Source organism: Gordonia aurantiaca, from assembly GCF_039939235.1.
Taxonomy (GTDB): domain Bacteria; phylum Actinomycetota; class Actinomycetes; order Mycobacteriales; family Mycobacteriaceae; genus Gordonia.
Map to the genome: position 1 here is coordinate 588,559 of NZ_JBDUUF010000001.1, position 16,188 is coordinate 604,746.

At 69.4% G+C, this 16,188-nt stretch carries 15 protein-coding genes; 9 read left to right on the plus strand and 6 right to left on the minus strand.

Features of this window, described 5'->3' with window-relative positions:
• The first annotated feature begins 52 nt into the window (after window positions 1–52).
• Window positions 53–1,444 (plus strand): cysteine--tRNA ligase, encoded by a 1,392-nt coding sequence (gene cysS, locus ABFT43_RS02695; RefSeq protein ID WP_347958850.1) that lies wholly within the window; start codon window positions 53–55, stop codon window positions 1,442–1,444.
• The gene (rlmB, locus tag ABFT43_RS02700; RefSeq protein WP_347958851.1) at window positions 1,444–2,391 is read left to right on the plus strand and encodes a 23S rRNA (guanosine(2251)-2'-O)-methyltransferase RlmB; all 948 of its coding nucleotides are present in this window, start codon (window positions 1,444–1,446) and stop codon (window positions 2,389–2,391) included. Before cysS ends, rlmB begins: the two co-directional genes overlap by 1 nt.
• Before the next feature lie 76 nt (window positions 2,392–2,467).
• Here rlmB and ABFT43_RS02705 read toward each other — a convergent pair whose 3' ends face one another.
• Window positions 2,468–3,256, minus strand: coding sequence for a LamB/YcsF family protein (locus ABFT43_RS02705; protein ID WP_347958852.1), 789 nt, complete (start codon window positions 3,254–3,256; stop codon window positions 2,468–2,470).
• 79 nt (window positions 3,257–3,335) lie between these two features.
• On the opposite strand from ABFT43_RS02705, the gene ABFT43_RS02710 reads away from it, so the two are divergent.
• On the plus strand, window positions 3,336–4,886 hold the full coding sequence (locus tag ABFT43_RS02710; protein ID WP_347958853.1) for a carboxylesterase/lipase family protein: 1,551 nt from the start codon (window positions 3,336–3,338) through the stop codon (window positions 4,884–4,886).
• A 116-nt stretch (window positions 4,887–5,002) separates the two neighbouring features.
• On the opposite strand, the gene ABFT43_RS02715 is transcribed toward ABFT43_RS02710, so the two are convergent.
• Window positions 5,003–5,806, minus strand: coding sequence for an alpha/beta fold hydrolase (locus tag ABFT43_RS02715; RefSeq protein ID WP_347959254.1), 804 nt, complete (start codon window positions 5,804–5,806; stop codon window positions 5,003–5,005).
• A 129-nt stretch (window positions 5,807–5,935) separates the two neighbouring features.
• Here ABFT43_RS02715 and ABFT43_RS02720 point away from each other — a divergent pair, with 129 nt between their 5' ends.
• Window positions 5,936–6,511, plus strand: a complete 576-nt coding sequence (locus tag ABFT43_RS02720; RefSeq protein ID WP_347958854.1) for a DUF2599 domain-containing protein — start codon at window positions 5,936–5,938, stop codon at window positions 6,509–6,511.
• 66 nt (window positions 6,512–6,577) lie between these two features.
• On the opposite strand, the gene ABFT43_RS02725 is transcribed toward ABFT43_RS02720, so the two are convergent.
• From ABFT43_RS02725 to ABFT43_RS02735, 3 genes are read right to left on the minus strand one after another with little or no spacing between them, the layout of a single operon-like run.
• Window positions 6,578–7,450, minus strand: coding sequence for a metal ABC transporter permease (locus ABFT43_RS02725; RefSeq protein WP_347958855.1), 873 nt, complete (start codon window positions 7,448–7,450; stop codon window positions 6,578–6,580).
• Window positions 7,447–8,256 (minus strand): metal ABC transporter ATP-binding protein, encoded by an 810-nt coding sequence (locus ABFT43_RS02730; protein WP_347958856.1) that lies wholly within the window; start codon window positions 8,254–8,256, stop codon window positions 7,447–7,449. Before ABFT43_RS02730 ends, ABFT43_RS02725 begins: the two co-directional genes overlap by 4 nt.
• A 5-nt stretch (window positions 8,257–8,261) precedes the next feature.
• The gene (locus ABFT43_RS02735) at window positions 8,262–9,215 is read right to left on the minus strand and encodes a metal ABC transporter solute-binding protein, Zn/Mn family (protein ID WP_347958857.1); all 954 of its coding nucleotides are present in this window, start codon (window positions 9,213–9,215) and stop codon (window positions 8,262–8,264) included.
• A gap of 127 nt (window positions 9,216–9,342) precedes the next feature.
• Here ABFT43_RS02735 and mshA point away from each other — a divergent pair, with 127 nt between their 5' ends.
• The 3 genes from mshA (at window position 9,343) to ABFT43_RS02750 (ending at window position 13,136) form a co-directional block, all read left to right on the plus strand.
• Window positions 9,343–10,704: a D-inositol-3-phosphate glycosyltransferase gene (gene mshA / locus ABFT43_RS02740; RefSeq protein WP_347958858.1), complete on the plus strand. Its 1,362-nt coding sequence runs from the start codon at window positions 9,343–9,345 to the stop codon at window positions 10,702–10,704.
• A 55-nt stretch (window positions 10,705–10,759) separates the two neighbouring features.
• Window positions 10,760–11,368 carry a type III secretion system chaperone family protein gene (locus tag ABFT43_RS02745; RefSeq protein ID WP_347958859.1) on the plus strand — a complete coding sequence of 203 codons (609 nt, stop codon included), beginning with the start codon at window positions 10,760–10,762 and terminating at the stop codon, window positions 11,366–11,368.
• A gap of 163 nt (window positions 11,369–11,531) precedes the next feature.
• Entirely contained in the window at window positions 11,532–13,136 is a 1,605-nt protein-coding gene (locus tag ABFT43_RS02750) for a 4-coumarate--CoA ligase family protein (RefSeq protein WP_347958860.1), read from the plus strand.
• A gap of 111 nt (window positions 13,137–13,247) precedes the next feature.
• On the opposite strand, the gene ABFT43_RS02755 is transcribed toward ABFT43_RS02750, so the two are convergent.
• Window positions 13,248–14,696, minus strand: a complete 1,449-nt coding sequence (locus ABFT43_RS02755; protein ID WP_347958861.1) for an APC family permease — start codon at window positions 14,694–14,696, stop codon at window positions 13,248–13,250.
• 181 nt (window positions 14,697–14,877) lie between these two features.
• Here ABFT43_RS02755 and ABFT43_RS02760 point away from each other — a divergent pair, with 181 nt between their 5' ends.
• Both ABFT43_RS02760 and ABFT43_RS02765 read left to right on the plus strand, forming a co-directional pair.
• Window positions 14,878–15,627 carry a phosphoglyceromutase gene (locus ABFT43_RS02760; protein ID WP_347958862.1) on the plus strand — a complete coding sequence of 250 codons (750 nt, stop codon included), beginning with the start codon at window positions 14,878–14,880 and terminating at the stop codon, window positions 15,625–15,627.
• 124 nt (window positions 15,628–15,751) lie between these two features.
• Complete coding sequence (locus tag ABFT43_RS02765) at window positions 15,752–16,072, plus strand: GNAT family N-acetyltransferase (protein ID WP_347958863.1); 321 nt, start codon at window positions 15,752–15,754, stop codon at window positions 16,070–16,072.
• Window positions 16,073–16,188: the final 116 nt, after the last annotated feature.

Genomic DNA, 16,188 nt, shown 5'->3' on the forward strand with positions numbered 1-16,188 from the left:
CCACGCCGAGCGCGGTCGGTCGGGGGATCCCGGTCCGGTAGGATGGCCGGTCGTGACCCTGCGCCTGTATGACACCAGCTCCCGAGAGGTGCGCGACTTCGTGCCGCTGCGCCCAGGCCAGGCGACGGTGTACCTCTGTGGTGCGACAGTGCAGGGCGTTCCCCACATCGGACACGTCCGTAGCGGCATCGCCTTCGACATCCTCCGTCGCTGGCTGACCCACAAGGGTCTCGACGTCCTGTTCGTACGCAACGTCACCGACATCGACGACAAGATCCTCCGCAAGGCCGCCGAGGCCGGCCGCCCGTGGTGGGAGTGGGCCGCCACGCACGAGCGGGCCTTCGACGACGCGTACCGCGCACTCGGCGTGCTGCCGCCGTCCGCCGAGCCGCGTGCCACCGGCTTCGTCACGCAGATGGTCGAGTACATGGAGCGCCTGATCGAGCGCGGCCATGCCTACACCGCCGACGGCAACGTCTACTTCGACGTCCGCAGCCTGCCCGACTACGGCACCCTGTCCGGACACCGACTCGAGGACGTGCACCAGGGCGAGAGTGCCGGCACCGGTAAGCGCGACCACCGTGACTTCACGTTGTGGAAGGCGGCCAAGCCCGGCGAGCCATCGTGGCCGACGCCGTGGGGCCGCGGACGCCCCGGCTGGCACCTCGAGTGCTCGGCCATGGCGACCAGCCTCCTCGGTGGAGAGTTCGACATCCATTGTGGCGGAATGGATCTGGTCTTCCCGCACCACGAGAACGAGATCGCCCAGGCGCACGGCGCCGGGGACCCGTTCGCGCGCTACTGGTTGCACAACGGCTGGGTCACCATGGGTGGCGAGAAGATGAGCAAGTCGCTGGGCAACGTGGTGTCGATCCCTGCGATGCTCGAACGCGTGCGCGCCGTCGAACTGCGCTACTACCTCGGCAGCGCCCACTACCGGTCGATGCTCGAGTACTCGCCGGGTGCGCTCACCGAGGCCGCGGCGGGATACCGCCGCGTCGAGTCCTTCCTGCACCGGGTGTCCTCGCGGGTCGGCGAGGTCGCCGTCGGTGAGATCGATCCGGAGTTCGCCGAGGCCCTCGACGACGATCTCGGCGTGCCGGCCGCGCTGGCCGTCGTGCACAACGTCGTCCGTCAGGGCAACACCGCGCTCGAGGGCGGCGACGGCGCCGCGGCACTCGCGGCCGCGTCGAGCGTGCGCGCCATGATGGGCATCCTCGGCGTGGACCCGCTCGACGAGCAGTGGGTCGACGGCGGCGACGAGTCGGCCGCGACCGCGGCGCTCGACGTGCTGGTGCGCGCAGAACTGCAACGACGCGCCGAGGCGCGTGCGGCCAAGGACTGGGCCACCGCCGACGCGGTGCGCGACCGTCTGGCCGAAGCCGGCATCGAGGTGACCGACACCCCGGACGGTGCACAGTGGGCATTGAAGGGTGAGGCCTGATGGCTGGTAATTCCAGGCGCCGCGGCGCGGTTCGCAAGTCCGGCACGAAGAAGGGGCAGGTCGTCGGTTCCGGCGGCCAGCGCAGGCGCGGCCTCGAGGGTCGCGGCGCGACCCCCAAGGCGGTCGACCGGCCATACCACCCCGCGCACAAGCGGGCCAAGGCGGCGTCGAAGGCGAAGACGAGCCGTCCCCGGGCGAAGGAGGACGGGCCCGAGTACGTCCTCGGCCGCAACCCCGTTGTCGAGTGCCTGCGCGCCGGTGTGCCCGCGACCGCCCTCTACGTCGTCGGCAGCACCGAACCCGACGAGCGACTCGCCGAGGCGGTGAAACTCGCCGGGGACCAGGGGATCTCGATCCTCGAGGTCGGCAAGCCCGAACTCGACCGTCTCTCCACGAACGGTCTGCACCAGGGCATCGCCCTGCAGGTGCCGGAGTTCGAGTACGCACATCCCGACGACCTGATGGCCGAGGCGCAGGCCAGCGGCACCCCGCCGTTGCTCGTCGCGCTCGACAACATCACCGACCCGCGCAACCTCGGTGCGGTGATCCGCTCGGTCGCCGCGTTCGGCGGTCACGGTGTGGTGATCCCCGCCCGTCGCAGCGCCAGCGTCACCGCGGTGGCGTGGCGGACCAGCGCCGGCGCCGCCGCGCGCCTGCCCGTCGCACGCGCGACCAATCTCAACCGCACGCTCAAGGAATGGGCCGAGACCGGCGCCCAGCTCGTCGGTCTCGACGCCGGTGGCGACGTCTCGCTCGACGACTACGACGGCACCGGTCCGACCGTCATCGTCGTCGGCTCCGAGGGCAAGGGATTGTCGCGCCTGGTGCGCGAGAACTGCGACTCCATCCTCTCCATCCCGATGGCCGGCGAGGTCGAGAGCCTCAACGCCTCGGTGGCCGCCGGAGTGGTGCTGGCGGAGTTCGCGCGGCAGCGGCGACAGAGGTGAGCCGACCTCTCGGTGCCCGAGGCGCGGGCGCCGCTCCAAGCGCTCACCGAGTCGGTCTGTGACCCAACCGGTTTCGCTATCGGCGTCTGGGCTCCGACGGCTTCAGCGCGACGCCGGCCCGCGCGAGTGCTTCGCGGACGGCGTGCGCGTGTCCGACGGCGCCCGGGGTGTCGCCGTGCAGGCAGATCGAGTCGGCGGCGACGTCGATGACCGAGCCGTCGACGGCCTTGAGCTTGCCGGACGTCGCGAGATCCACGACGCGCCGGGCGATCTCGTCGCTGTCGTGCAGCACGGCGCCGGGTTGGTTGCGCGGCACCAGGATTCCCTCGGAGGTGTAGGCACGGTCGGCGAAGGCCTCCACGATGAACGGCAGCCCGGCACGTTCGGCACGGGCCAGCACCTCCGAGTTCGGCAGTCCCATCACCGCGAGATCGGGGTTCACGTCGCGCACCGCGGTGATCACCGCATCGGCCTGTTGCTCATGGCGTACCACCGTGTTGTACAGCGCCCCATGGGGTTTCACGTACGACACCGTGCCGCCGACCGAGCGCGCGATCGCTTCGAGCGCGCCGATCTGGTACACGAGGTCGGCGATCAGGTCGCGCGAGGACATCTCCATGAACCGTCGCCCGAAGCCGGCCCGGTCGGGATAGGACACCTGCGCGCCGATCCGTACCCCTCGTTCGACGGCGGCCCGGCAGGTCGCGAGCAGCTCGGCCGGCGTCCCCGCGTGGAAGCCGCACGCCACGTTGGCGGAGGTGACGATGGTCAGCATCGACTCGTCGTCGCCGACGCCCTCGCCGAGATCGGCGTTGAGATCGATGAGTGCCCGGGTGGCCTCGCCCGGGTCGCTGTCGGCGGTCATGGACCGATTCTAGGTCCGCAGGTCGTGGGGTCCGTGGATCCCGGGCAGACGGATCGGCCGATTCGTCTACGGTGGGGACATGGCACTGCTCGACACCAAGGTCACCACGGTCAACGGCGTCGTCGGTGGCGCACGGGGGAAGCGGCTGCGCCGCGGCACGATCAGCTGGCGGGGGATTCCGTTCGCCGCCCCACCGGTCGCTCACCGGCGGTTCCGTGCGCCGGAGCCCGCCCACGACTGGCCGGGGGTGCGTGACTGCACGCGGCTGCCCAAGGCTGCCATCCAGGAGAAGCGCTTTACCGCGGTGGCGCCGGGCCGGTTCGCGCCGATGGGGGAGGACTGCCTGACCCTCAACGTGTTCTCGCCCGAGGTAGCCTCCAGCCGTCCGCGCCCGGTGATGGTGTTCATCCACGGGGGCGCCTTCATCCTCGGCACGGCCGCGACCCCGCTCTACGACGGCGCATTCCTCGCCCGCGCGCAGGACGTCGTCGTGGTCACCATCCAATACCGCTTCGGGCCCTTCGGATTCCTCGACTTCTCGCAGTTCTCCACCGACGACCGCCCGTTCGACGCGAATGTGGGCCTGCTCGACCAGATCGCCGCGCTGCAGTGGGTGCAGGACAACATTGCAGCCTTCGGCGGGGACCCCGACAACGTCACCGTCTTCGGCGAGAGCGCCGGTGGCACGTCGGTGCTGGCGCTGCTGTCGACACCGGCCGCGACGGGCCTGTTCCACCACGCGATCGCGCAGAGCCCCGCGCCCGAGCTCATCGTCGAGCAGGACGCGGCGACCGTCTACGCCGACGAGTTCGTGCGGATCCTGCGCGACCCGCAGCGTCGGCACACGCGGATGGAACGCGACGAGGAGCCGATCGACCCGGCCGAGGCGCAGCGGCTGCTCACCAATCCGAACCCGGCAATCCTGCTGGAGGCGGGCAACAAGCTGATGCGGTTCGCCATGCGGGCGGCCGGCGGGGCCATCCCGTTCGCACCGGTCGTCGACGGTGACCTGCTGCCGCGAACGCTGATCGACGCGGCCGGCGCCGGACTGACGATCCCGGTCCCGCTGGTCATCGGCAGCAACCGCGACGAGGCGAACCTCTTCGCGAAGCTGTGGAAGGTGCTGCCCGACGCCGAGCGGACGCTGATGCGGGTCGAGGACGAGGAGGTGCGGCGCGAGATCGCCGCGCATTACACCGACGGCGATCGTGACCGGCTCCGGCTGGCCGGCGACTCCATCTTCTGGGCGCCGATGACCGCCTTCGCCGACGGGCACAGCAAGGTTGCGCCGACCTATGTGTACCGGTACGACTACCGCACGAAGGTGTTGGAGGCCACCGGATTCGGTGCCACTCACGCCACCGAGCTGTTCACCGTGTTCGGCGCCTACCGGGCACCGCTGGGCGCGGGCCTGGCCGTCGCGGACTGGTCCGGCACACGACGCGTCACCGAGAACGTGCAGGCCCGCTGGGGCAATTTCGCCCGCCACGGCGACCCGGGACTCGGCTGGCCCGTCTACGACACCTCCGGACGCAAGGTCCTGGTCATCGACGATCCCGACCACGTGGTCGCCGATCCGGACACGTTGCGGCGCCAGGCCTGGTACCGGGTACACGCACCGGCCCGGTAGCCCTCCGGCGGTCAAGTGGTCCTCCAACGGCCAGGTGTAATGCTCCGGCGGCCCACCAGTGCTCCGGCGGCCCACCAGAACTCGGGCGGCCAGTGGTCCTCGGAGACCCCGCGGTCTCAGCCGGGCAGCCAGTCGGTCGGTGGGTCCGCGGCGAGGTAGTTCAGCACCAGCGGGTTGAAGAGCTCCGGTGACTCCACCGGCACGATGTGCGTTCCCGGCAGGACCGCCAACCGCGCGTTCGGCAGGGTTCGCACGATGTCCAGCGCGTGCTCGATCTTCACGATGCCGCGATCGGGGACCACCACGAGTGTCGGCGCCTCGACGCCGGAGAAGTCCGACACCGCGTAGTCGGGTTCGGTGGTCAGCATGTGCAGCGTCTTGTCGTAGATGACCTCGAAGTGCTCGGGGCCGTCGGGTGAGGTCTCGTCGTGGTGCTGGCGCAGGTACTCGACCGTCTCGGGGTTCCTGCGCAGCACGAGCTCGACGAACTCGTCGGTGCGCCGTCCGGCGGCGTTGAGATAACCGCCGACGAACACCACACGATTGACCAGTTCCGGTCGCTCGCGCGCCACGAGCAGGGCGATCACCGCTCCGTCCGCCCAGCCGACGAGGTTCGCGCGGGCGCCGACCACGTCCTCCAGGTAGGCGATCGTGCGTTCGAGGATCGACGCGAACGTGAAGTCGCCGGGCACGTCCGGGCTGTGCCCGTGACCGGGCCGTTCCGGCAGGAACACGTGGAGTCCGGCGTCGACGAAGTCGGTCACCTGGGCGCCCCAGGTGGCAGCGGAGGCGAAGATCCCGTGGAGGAGCACCGTCGGGACGCCCTGCGGGTCGCCGCCGGAGAAGTGCCAGACGGTCGACCCGGCCACCTCCACGTACACGCCGCCGTCGATCTGCTCACCGACGCGAACCGGCCGCATGGCGCTCCCTTGGTCGTGTGTCGTCATGACGTCCGCCATGGTTGCAGAGTTGGCCCACACCGGGGTGAATCGTTGGCGAATCGAGACGCGTTGGCGTCCGGGTTTCCGGCCGTTGCCTAGGGTGGCGTCATGGTGAGGGGAGCGATGCGGCGACGGAGGGCGCGGGCGCTCGCGACCGTATGCGCCGCGGGTGTGCTGGTCGTCGGGTCGTCCGGTTGCGGTTCCGACGACTCCGTCTCCGAGTCGACGGCCGGGCTCTCGACGACGCAGGTCGCGACGGTGACCACGAGATCGACCACCGCGTCGGCCACGGCTTCGGCCGGAACGTCGAGCCCGCCGTCCGCGAGCGGCCGGATCCGACGGTCGGAGTCGACCACCCCGAGCGTCGTCTATCGCCCGCCCTACATCGATCACGTGGAGTGGACCGACACCGCGGTGGGGCCGAGCCTGTCGGTGTTCCCCACGACGTCGGGCCGCTACACCGACGATCCGGCCGGGATGGTCACGGCCTGGCAGGAGGTCCTCGCTCTCGACCCGAGCGCGGACACGCCCGGAATGCAGGCGCAGTTCGACTGCCACTGGCGGTTCGCGCGGATCGTCGACCCGGAGAAGACGAGCTGGAACCTCGAGCCGGGGCGGCCGGTCGTCACCGAGCAGGAGATGATCGCCGCGCGCTGCAACCCCGGGTTCGCCGAGGAGTACTGACACGTCGCCGTGTCGCTTCGCCGCGGTCGCGTCGCATGTCGGTTCGCCGCGGTGCATTCGGTCCGGTCAGCGCGTGCGGTACACGCGGCGCGACCCGACCACACGGCAGACCACGTAGATCGCGAACGAGATGATGGTGACGAACACCGACACCGGTAGCTTCGGCGCCAGCGACAGCAGCAGCCCGCCGACCGCGGCTATCTCGGCGAACACGACCGAGAGCACCAGCGCCCGAACGGGGTTGGCGGTGATCCGGGCGGCGGCCGCGCCGGGTGTGATCAGCAGCGACATCACCAGCAGGGCGCCGATGATCTGCACGCCCTGCGCACAAGCGAGACCCATGACGATCGCGAACACCACCGACAGGGTGCGCACGGGCACGCCGCGGGCCTGCGCGACACGGGGGTCGGTGGAGGCGAACAGCAGCGGCCGGTAGATGACCGCCAGCACCACCACGACCACCGCGGCGGTGATCGCGATGGCGACCAGGCCCTGCACGCCGACGCTCACGACCTGGCCGGTGAGCAGTGCGAACCCGGTACCGATCCGTCCGTAGAGCGCGAGGAACAGCACGCCGATGCCGAGGCCGAAGGCCATCACCACACCGATGACCGAATCCCGTTCGCGCGCCTTGTTGCCCATCCAGCCGAAGACGGCGGCCGCGACGACGGCGCCGATGACGCCGCCGAGATTGACCGAGATCCCGGCCAGCAGGGCCGCGGCCGCACCGGTCACCGACAGCTCGCTGGCACCGTGGACGGCGAAGGACATCTGCCGGGCGACGATGAGCGGACCGAGTAGTCCGCCCACGAGTCCGAGCAGGACCATCGCGAGCAGCGCGTGCTGCACGAAGTCGTAGCCGAGGAGGTCGGCGGTCGTGGAGAAGTCCCACAGGTCGCTGAAACTTCGTTCGGCGGCCAGCGTCGCGGGGGCGCTCATGCCGGGCGCCTCCCGGGGGTCTCGGGCGCGACGCAGTGGTGGGCGTCCTCACCGCCGATCACGACGAGTCGGCCGTTGACGCGCAGGACCTCGACGTCGCTGCCGTACAGCTCGCTGAGCGTCTCGGTGGTCATGACCTCTTCGGGGGTGCCGATGCGGAACCGGCCACCGACGAGGTAGAGCACTCGGTCGACGTAGGGGAGGATCGGATTGATCTCGTGGGTCACGAAGACGACCGCGGTGCCCGCCTCCCGGCGACGGCGGTCGATGAGGTCGACGACGACGTGCTGGTTGGTGGGGTCGAGGCTCGCGAGCGGCTCGTCGCACAGCAGCAGGTCGGGTTCGCCGACGACCGCCTGCGCCACGCGCAGTCGCTGCTGCTCACCGCCGGACAGCACGCCGAGCGGGGCGTCGGCGTAATGCCGCGCGTCCACCGCGTCGAGGGCCCGGTCGACCAGCGCCCGCCGGCGCGACCGCCCGCGCAGGCCGAGACCCCAGCGGTTGCCGTCCACGCCGAATCCGACGAGGTCGCGGCCGCGGATGGCCATCGGGTCGGCATCGTCGGCGTGCTGTTGCGGGATGTAACCGATCGCCTCGGTGGTCTCGACCCTGCCGTGCTGCAGGTCGTACTGCCCGAGCAACACCCGCAGGAACGAGGTCTTGCCCGAGCCGTTGGGCCCGAGCACGGCGACGAACTCGCCGGGGGAGATCGTCAGATCCAGGTCGTCCCACAGGATGCGGTCGCCGAAGGCCAGGCGGGCGCCGGAGAACGTGACGACCGGGTCGCCCGTCGCTGTCGCCGGCACGCCGCTCACCTCGCTCCGCCGGAGGCGAGCGCAGCGGCGAGATCGTCGATCTGGCCGCGCTGCCAGGTCAGGTAGTCGCTGACGCCGTCGGGCAGGGTCTCGGTGAAGTCGACGACGGGCACGCCCGCCTTCCGGGCCACGCCGAGCATCGCCTCGGTGACCGGGTCGACAGCCTGCACGTTGTAGATCAGTGCCCGCACGCCGCGGTCGGCGAGGAGATCCTGCATCGCGGCCCGGTCGGCCGCGGACGGCGACTGCCCCTCCTCGACCGCCTGGGTGAAGCCGGCGGGTGCGGCGTCGACGAGACCGGCCTCGGCCAACAGGTGGCCCGCGAGCGGTTCGGTCTGGGCCACCTTCGCCCCGTCGTGTGCATTGCGGATCGCGTCCAGTTCGGTGCGCAGTTCGTCGATGCCGGTGGTGAAAGTCTCGGCGTTGGCGCGGTAGGTCTCGGCGTTGGCCGGGTCCTGCTCGGCGAGCGCGTCGGCGATCTTCTCGGCCACCTCGGCCACGACGGGAAGGTCGTAGAAGACGTGTTCGTTCTGCTCGCCCTCGTGGTGATGTGTCGCGTGGTCGTCGTGCTCCTCGTGCTCGCCGGAGCCGTGCGCCTCCCCGCCGAGGAGGTCGTGGGCGTCGACGACGGTGGCGGCGGAGTTCTGTGCGGCCTGCTCCATGTAGGAGTCGTAGTGGCCGCCGTTCATGACGATCACGTCGGCGTCGGCGATCTTCGCGGTGTCGGCGGCCGACGGCTCGAACTCGTGCGGATCGCCCTCGGCGCCGGTGTATATCGCGGTGACCGTGGCCTTGTCGCCGGCGACCGCGGAGGCGACCGAACCCCAGACATCGGTGGAGGTCACCACACTCGGGGTGCCGTCACCGGCACCCGACTCGCCCGAACATCCGGCCAGGACCAGTACGGCTGCGGACAGTGCACCGGCAGCCGCCAGCAGCGTTCTTCTCATCGACACCCTTTACGCAAATGACAATCGTTACCGAAAACAGTGTAGGGGATCGACGGTGCTCGCGCGAAGTCCCTCGTCGCAGGTGCGGTGCGCTCGTCGTCGCCGCCTCTTCTCTAAGGTGGAGAGCATGACCTCCAGCCCGATGCCGCGGCGTGTCGCATTGATCTCCGTGCACACCTCGCCGTTGGCGCAGCCGGGAACCGGCGACGCGGGCGGGATGAACGTCTACGTGTGGCAGACGGCCGTCCGTCTCGCCCGACGCGGGATCGAGGTGGAGATCTTCACCCGTGCCACGTCGTCGAGCGATGCCCCCGCGGTGGCCGCGGCGCCCGGGGTGACCGTCCGCCACGTCGTCGCCGGGCCCTTCGAGGGTCTCGACAAGCGCGATCTGCCGGCCCAGCTGTGCGCGTTCACCGCGGGCGTGCTGCGCGCGGAGGCCGCCCAGGCCCCCGGTCACTACGACGTGATCCACTCGCACTACTGGTTGTCCGGGCAGGTCGGGTGGTTGGCCCGCGATCGCTGGGGCGTGCCGCTGGTCCACACCGCGCACACCCTCGCGGCGGTGAAGAACGCCTCCCTCGCCGCCGGCGACACCGCGGAGCCGCAGCTGCGTGTCATCGGGGAGCAGCAGGTCGTCGGCGAGGCCGATCGCCTCGTGGCGAACACCGAAACCGAATCGGCCGAACTGATCTCGATGTACGGCGCCGACGCCGACCGCATCGACGTGGTGACCCCGGGCGCCGACCTGGACTGCTACACACCGGGATCGTCGCAACAGGCGCGTGCCGCCCTGGGCCTCGACCCCGCCGAGACCATCGTGACCTTCGTGGGGCGCATCCAGCCGCTCAAGGCGCCCGATCTGCTCGTCGATGCCGTCGCCCCGCTCATCAAGGACGCCGACGCAGCCGCCCGCAAGCTGCGGTTGCTGATCGTCGGCGGCCCGTCGGGTTCGGGTCTGGAACGGCCCACTGCGCTGATCGACCAGGTCGCCGCGCTCGGGATCGGTGACTCGGTCACCTTCCTGCCGCCGCAGCCCTCCCACCGGCTGGCGCAGGTCTATCGGGCGTCGGATGTCGTTGCGGTGCCGAGTCATTCGGAGAGCTTCGGTCTGGTTGCCATCGAGGCGCAGGCATGTGGGACCCCGGTCATCGCCGCGAACGTCGGCGGCCTCGGGGTCGCGGTCGACGACGGCCGGTCCGGTGTGCTCGTCGACGGTCACGACGTCGGGGACTGGACCAACGCTCTGGAAAAGCTTCTCGGACAACCCGATCGGCTGGCCGAGCTCGGACGCAACGCCCGCGCCCACGCCGAACAGTTCTCCTGGGAGCACACCGTGGACGGGCTCGTCGAGAGCTACCGTCATGCCATGCGATCCTTTGCCGCCCAAGGCGATTCCGCTCAGTACGATGCGGGTCAGTCCGGGCCTGGCCAGGGCGGGGCGCGCGTCCGTCGACGCTGGCGCCGCCGCCGCAACCGGGTGACCGCTTGAGGCCCCCTGCGTATCGGATCGAATCGTGTTCGCACACACCACCAGAGAGGATGCCGTGAGTCGCAACGAGGTCGTCGAACTGCTCGAGAAGACACTGACCGACAGCGGGATCGAGTTCTCCCGCAAGAGTGGTGGGGGTGCCGAGGTCGACCACATCGTCCTCGAACTGCCGGGTGAGCACAAGCTCAAGACGACGGTGCTGCTGACGGCCAGCGACCACGGAGTCCGCGTCGAGGCGTTCGTGTGCCGGCGTCCCGACGAGAACTTCGAGGCCGTCTACAAGTTCCTGCTCAAACGCAACCGCCGCCTCTACGGCGTCGCATACACGATCGACAACACCGGCGACATCTACCTGGTGGGGCGGATCTCCGCCGAGGCGCTGACCTCCGATGAGGTCGACCGCGTCCTCGGACAGGTCCTCGAGGCCGCGGACACCGACTTCAACACCCTGCTGGAACTGGGCTTCATCACCTCGATCCAGCGTGAGTGGGCGTGGCGCGTCGCCCGCGGCGAGTCGCTGCGCAACCTGCTGCCGTTCGAGCACCTCATCGACAAGGATGCGCTCCCGGAGCCGGGTGAGCCGCTCGAGGGACGTTACGTGCCGGGCGAGTCCGTGGTGGACGGCGCGCAGGCGGCCAGTGGTGAGGGGGCCGACGAGGGCTGAGGAGCCTCGCCGCACTCGGTGGGGCACGGGGCAACCTGTCGCGAAATCCACGACGTAGGACGTCGGATTCGGGAAGGATGGGAGCCGCAAGAGGTCCAGGTCACACCGTGTCAACGATTGTTGGTACGATGCGCGGGCGAAACCACCCACCACTGGAGGTGCAATGAGCTTCACGAGTCCTTTCCCCGATGTCGAGATCCCCGATGTGAGCGTCTTCGAGTTCCTGTTCGGGTCGCTCGCCGACGAGGATCGTGAGCGGACGGCCCTGGTGGACCCGAAGTCGGGCGCGACGACCTCCTACGGACAGCTCGTCGGCCAGATCGAGGCCGCCGCCGGGGCGCTCGCCGCGCGCGGGATCGGCGTCGGGGACGTGGTGGGCATCCTGTCGCCCAACATCCCCGCGTTCGCGACCGTCTTCCACGGCATCCTGCGTGCCGGTGCGACGGCGACGACCATCAACGCGTTGTTCACCGCGAACGAGATCGCCAAGCAGTTGCGGGACTCGGGCGCGAAGATGCTGGTCACCGTCTCGCCGCTGGCCGAGCAGGCCAAGGCGGCCGCCGACGAGATGGGCCTGACCGCCGAGAGCCTGATCATCCTGGACGGCGAGGGTCAGGAGAAGTCCGGGCATCCCAATGCCGTCGACCTGCTCGCGCCGAACCTGCCGGCCCCGGATGTGTCGTTCGACCCGAAGACGCACGTCGCGGTGCTGCCCTACAGCTCGGGCACGACCGGCAACCCCAAGGGCGTGGCACTGTCGCACCGGAACCTCGTCGCCAACGTCGCCCAGATCCGTCCGCTGCAGGGTATGACGCCCGACGACGTGGTGATCGCGGTGCTGCCGTTCTTCCACATCTACGGCATGACGGTGCTGCTCAACGCGGCGCTGATCAACCGCGGATCGCTGGTGGTGATGCCGAGGTTCGACCTCGTCGAGTTCCTGGAGAACATCCAGAACCACAAGGTCACCATGGCCTACATCGCGCCGCCGATCGCGGTGGCGCTGGCCAAGCACCCGATCGTCGACAACTACGACCTGAGTTCGCTGCACACGATGATGTCGGGCGCCGCGCCGCTCGACGACGAGCTCGGCCAGGCCGTGGCCAAGCGCCTGGACCTGCACATGCTGCAGGGCTACGGCATGAGCGAGCTGTCGCCGGTCAGCCACATCATCCCGTTCGACACGAAGGCGTTGCTGGGCCGCGAGGATCCGCCGCTGTCGTCGACCGGCTGGCCGGTGCCGAACACGGTGAACAAGATCGTCGACCCGGCGACCGGCGAGGACATCCCGCTGCCGCAGGAGGGGCTGTCGGAGCCCGGCGAGCTGTGGGTGAAGGGCCCCAACGTGATGCTCGGCTACCTCAACAACGAGCAGGCCACCGCCGACACCATCGACGCCGACGGCTTCCTGCACACCGGCGACCTCGCGCAGGTCGACCCGACCGGCTGCGTGTACATCGTCGACCGCCTCAAGGAGCTCATCAAGTACAAGGGCTACCAGGTTCCGCCGGCCGAGCTGGAGGCACTGCTGCTCACCAATGACAAGATCGCCGATGCCGCGGTGGTCGGCGCCGTCGACGCCGACGGCGAGGAGATCCCGAAGGCATTCGTCGTGAAGCAGCCCGAAGCCGAGCTCACCGCCGACGAGGTGATCGAGTTCGTGGCGTCGAAGGTGGCCCCGTACAAGAAGGTTCGCGAGGTCGAGTTCATCGACGCCATCCCGAAGTCGGCGTCGGGCAAGATCCTGCGGAAGGATCTGCGCAAGTAGCTCGGCGAGCCCGGAGAACACGACAGCGGCGCCGGATCGATTCCGGCGCCGCCGTCGTGTTCCGAGCGGCGTTGTCCTCCGAAAAGCGGTGTCCTTTGCTGACGTTGCCACTCACCGGATCTGGTGCGGCGGGACCTCGTCGTAGCCGATCGCGTCCTCGCCGGTGCGCCTGCGCCACCAATACGTCAGGGCCCACAGGGCGACGCCGATCAGCAGTAGTCCGCCGGCGACCTCGTACTGTTCGGCGTCCCGGCCGGTGAACGGCAGGGTGAGGTAGCCGCAGGTGGCGGCGCCGAGCAGGGCGACGGGCGTCGGAGTGCGGAAGTGCTCGTGCGCCACCCGGTCCCGGCGCAGGACCAGCACCGCGACGTTGACCACGGTGAACACCGCGAGCAGCAGCAGTGCGGTGGTGCCGCCGAGCAGGCCGACGATGGAGCTGTCCGGGTCGTAGCTCACATAGGTGAGCAGCAGCAGGGCGATGACGGTGGTGAAGACGATCGCCGCGACGGGGGTCCGTCGCTTCGGGTGTACGTACGCCAGAAAGCGCGGCAGCACACCGCGTTTGGCCATGCCGTAGAGCAGGCGGCTGGCCATCATCATGTTGATGAGGGCGGTGTTGGCGACCGCGAACATCGAGATCCAGGGCAGCAGATCCGACATCGGGAAATCCGGCGCCGCCGTCTGCACGACGTCGACGAGCGGCGTCTCGCTGTCGGCGAGCACGCCGACCGGCACGATCGCGACCGCGCAGATCGCGATGAGCACGTAGACGGCCGCGGTGATCCCGAGGCCGCTGAGCATCACCTTCGGAAAGATCCGTACGGGGTCCTTGCACTCCTCGGCCATGTTGACCGAGTCCTCGAAGCCGACGAGCGCGAAGAACGCCAGGGACGTCGCCGCGGTCACCGCGATGAAGGCGTTCTTGTCGTCCGGGCTCTCGAAGACCACCACGGCATCCCAGTGATCGGCATTGCCGCCGATGATGAACCAATAGCCGATGAACAGCACCAGGAGCAGACCAGAGAGTTCGACGAGGGTCAGCACCACGTTGGCGCCCACGCCCTCTGCCACGCCGCGGAAGTTGATGGCCATCACCAGCAACAGGAACGCGGCGGCCACCACGTACAGGACGGGGCTCGTCGGCTCGGGGGAGTCCCCGCCACGCAACGCGGTGAGCATGTTCACCGCGAAGGCACGCGAGGCCGTGGTCGACGAGGTTATGCCCGAGGACATCACCGTGAACAACACGATGAACGTGACGAAGTGGATGCCGAAGGCCTTGTGGACGTAGAGCGCGGCGCCGGCGGCCTGCGGATACTTGGTCACCAGCTCGAGGTACGAGAAGGCGGTGAGTGTCGCGACCGCGAAGGCTATCAGGAACGGCCCCCAGGCGGCGCCCCCGACCTCGCCGGCGACCTGGCCGGTCAGGGCGTAGATGCCGGTGCCCAGGATGTCCCCGACGATGAACAGCAGCAACAGCTTCCAGCCCAGAACACGTTTGAGCTCCGGTTGCTGCCGGTCGGTGCCCGCCCCGGTCTTGTCGGCGTTCGCGCTGGCCATGCGACAAAGCTAGACCGCGGCGGTAGTCGTCGGCGTGCACCCGTCCGCGCGGCGTGCCGCGGGGCGGACGTGACGGTGCTTCGCGGGTGCCGGGGGCCGCGAAAGTGGGCCGGGGGCCGTGCACATCGCGCCCGGGGGCCGTGGGGAGTGGGCCCGGCGGGACTATGGGAAACTATCGCCCATGAGCAACGGCACCCTCATCCTGATGCGTCACGGCGAGAGCGAATGGAATGCGTCCAACCAGTTCACCGGTTGGGTGGACGTGGCGCTCACCGACAAGGGCAAGGCCGAGGCGGTCCGGGCCGGCGAGCTGCTCGTCGAGCACAACCTGCTGCCCGACATCCTCTACACCTCGCTGCTGCGGCGTGCGATCTCGACCGCGCAGATCGCCCTCGACACCGCCGACCGCCACTGGATCCCGGTCAAGCGGGACTGGCGCCTCAACGAGCGTCACTACGGAGCCCTGCAGGGACTCAACAAGGCCGACACCCTGGAGAAGTACGGCCAGGAGCAGTTCATGCTGTGGCGTCGTAGCTACGACACCCCGCCGCCGCCCATCGAGCCCGACTCCGAGTACAGCCAGGTCGGGGATCCCCGCTACGCCGACCTCGACCAGGTGCCGCTGACCGAGTGCCTCAAGGACGTCGTCGCCCGTCTGGTCCCGTACTTCACCGAGACCATCGCCGCCGACCTCAGGGCCGGCAAGACCGTGCTGGTCGCCGCCCACGGCAACTCGCTGCGCGCGCTGGTCAAGCACCTCGACGGCATCTCCGACGAGGACATCGCGGGCCTGAACATCCCGACCGGCAACCCGTTGCGCTACGACCTCGACGAGAACCTGAAGCCGCTGAACCCGGGCGGCACCTACCTCGACCCGGAGGCCGCCGCGGCCGGTGCCGCCGCCGTGGCCGCCCAGGGCCTCAAGAAGTAGGGCTCGGGAAGCAGCCCTTTCCTCATACCCGCCGCGGTCCGTGGGCCCGCGGCGGGTATGTGGTATTTCTGTGGGCGATATTCGCCATGGCGCACTCGATGTGATGCGCGCTACATTGGACGCTATGGCGGATGTGGGCACTCTTCGGATCGATCATTCACCTGCTCAGGAGAGGTATGAGGCGGTCCTCGTCACCGATCCGTCGGGCGAGGATGAGGTCGTCGGCTACGTCGACTATGTCTCCGAGCCGTATCAGGTGGTCCTGACGCACACCGTGGTCCACGAGCGGTTCAGCGGGCACGGCTATGCGGCACAACTCGTTCGGGCGGTGCTCGATGACATCCGCGCGAGCGGCAAGCAGGTCGTCCCGGTGTGCTCGTACGTCCAGCACTTCATCTCCCAGCACCCGGAGTACGCCGACATGGCGGTTCCGGTGCCGCAATGAGCGCCCTGGGCGGGGCTGCCCGATCGCCCGTGACCGCGGTCTGGTGAACCCCCGATGGCCGCAGGCGAACACTTCGTGAACAGCTGTCGAACAGCTGCGATGAAGATGTGTTCAGT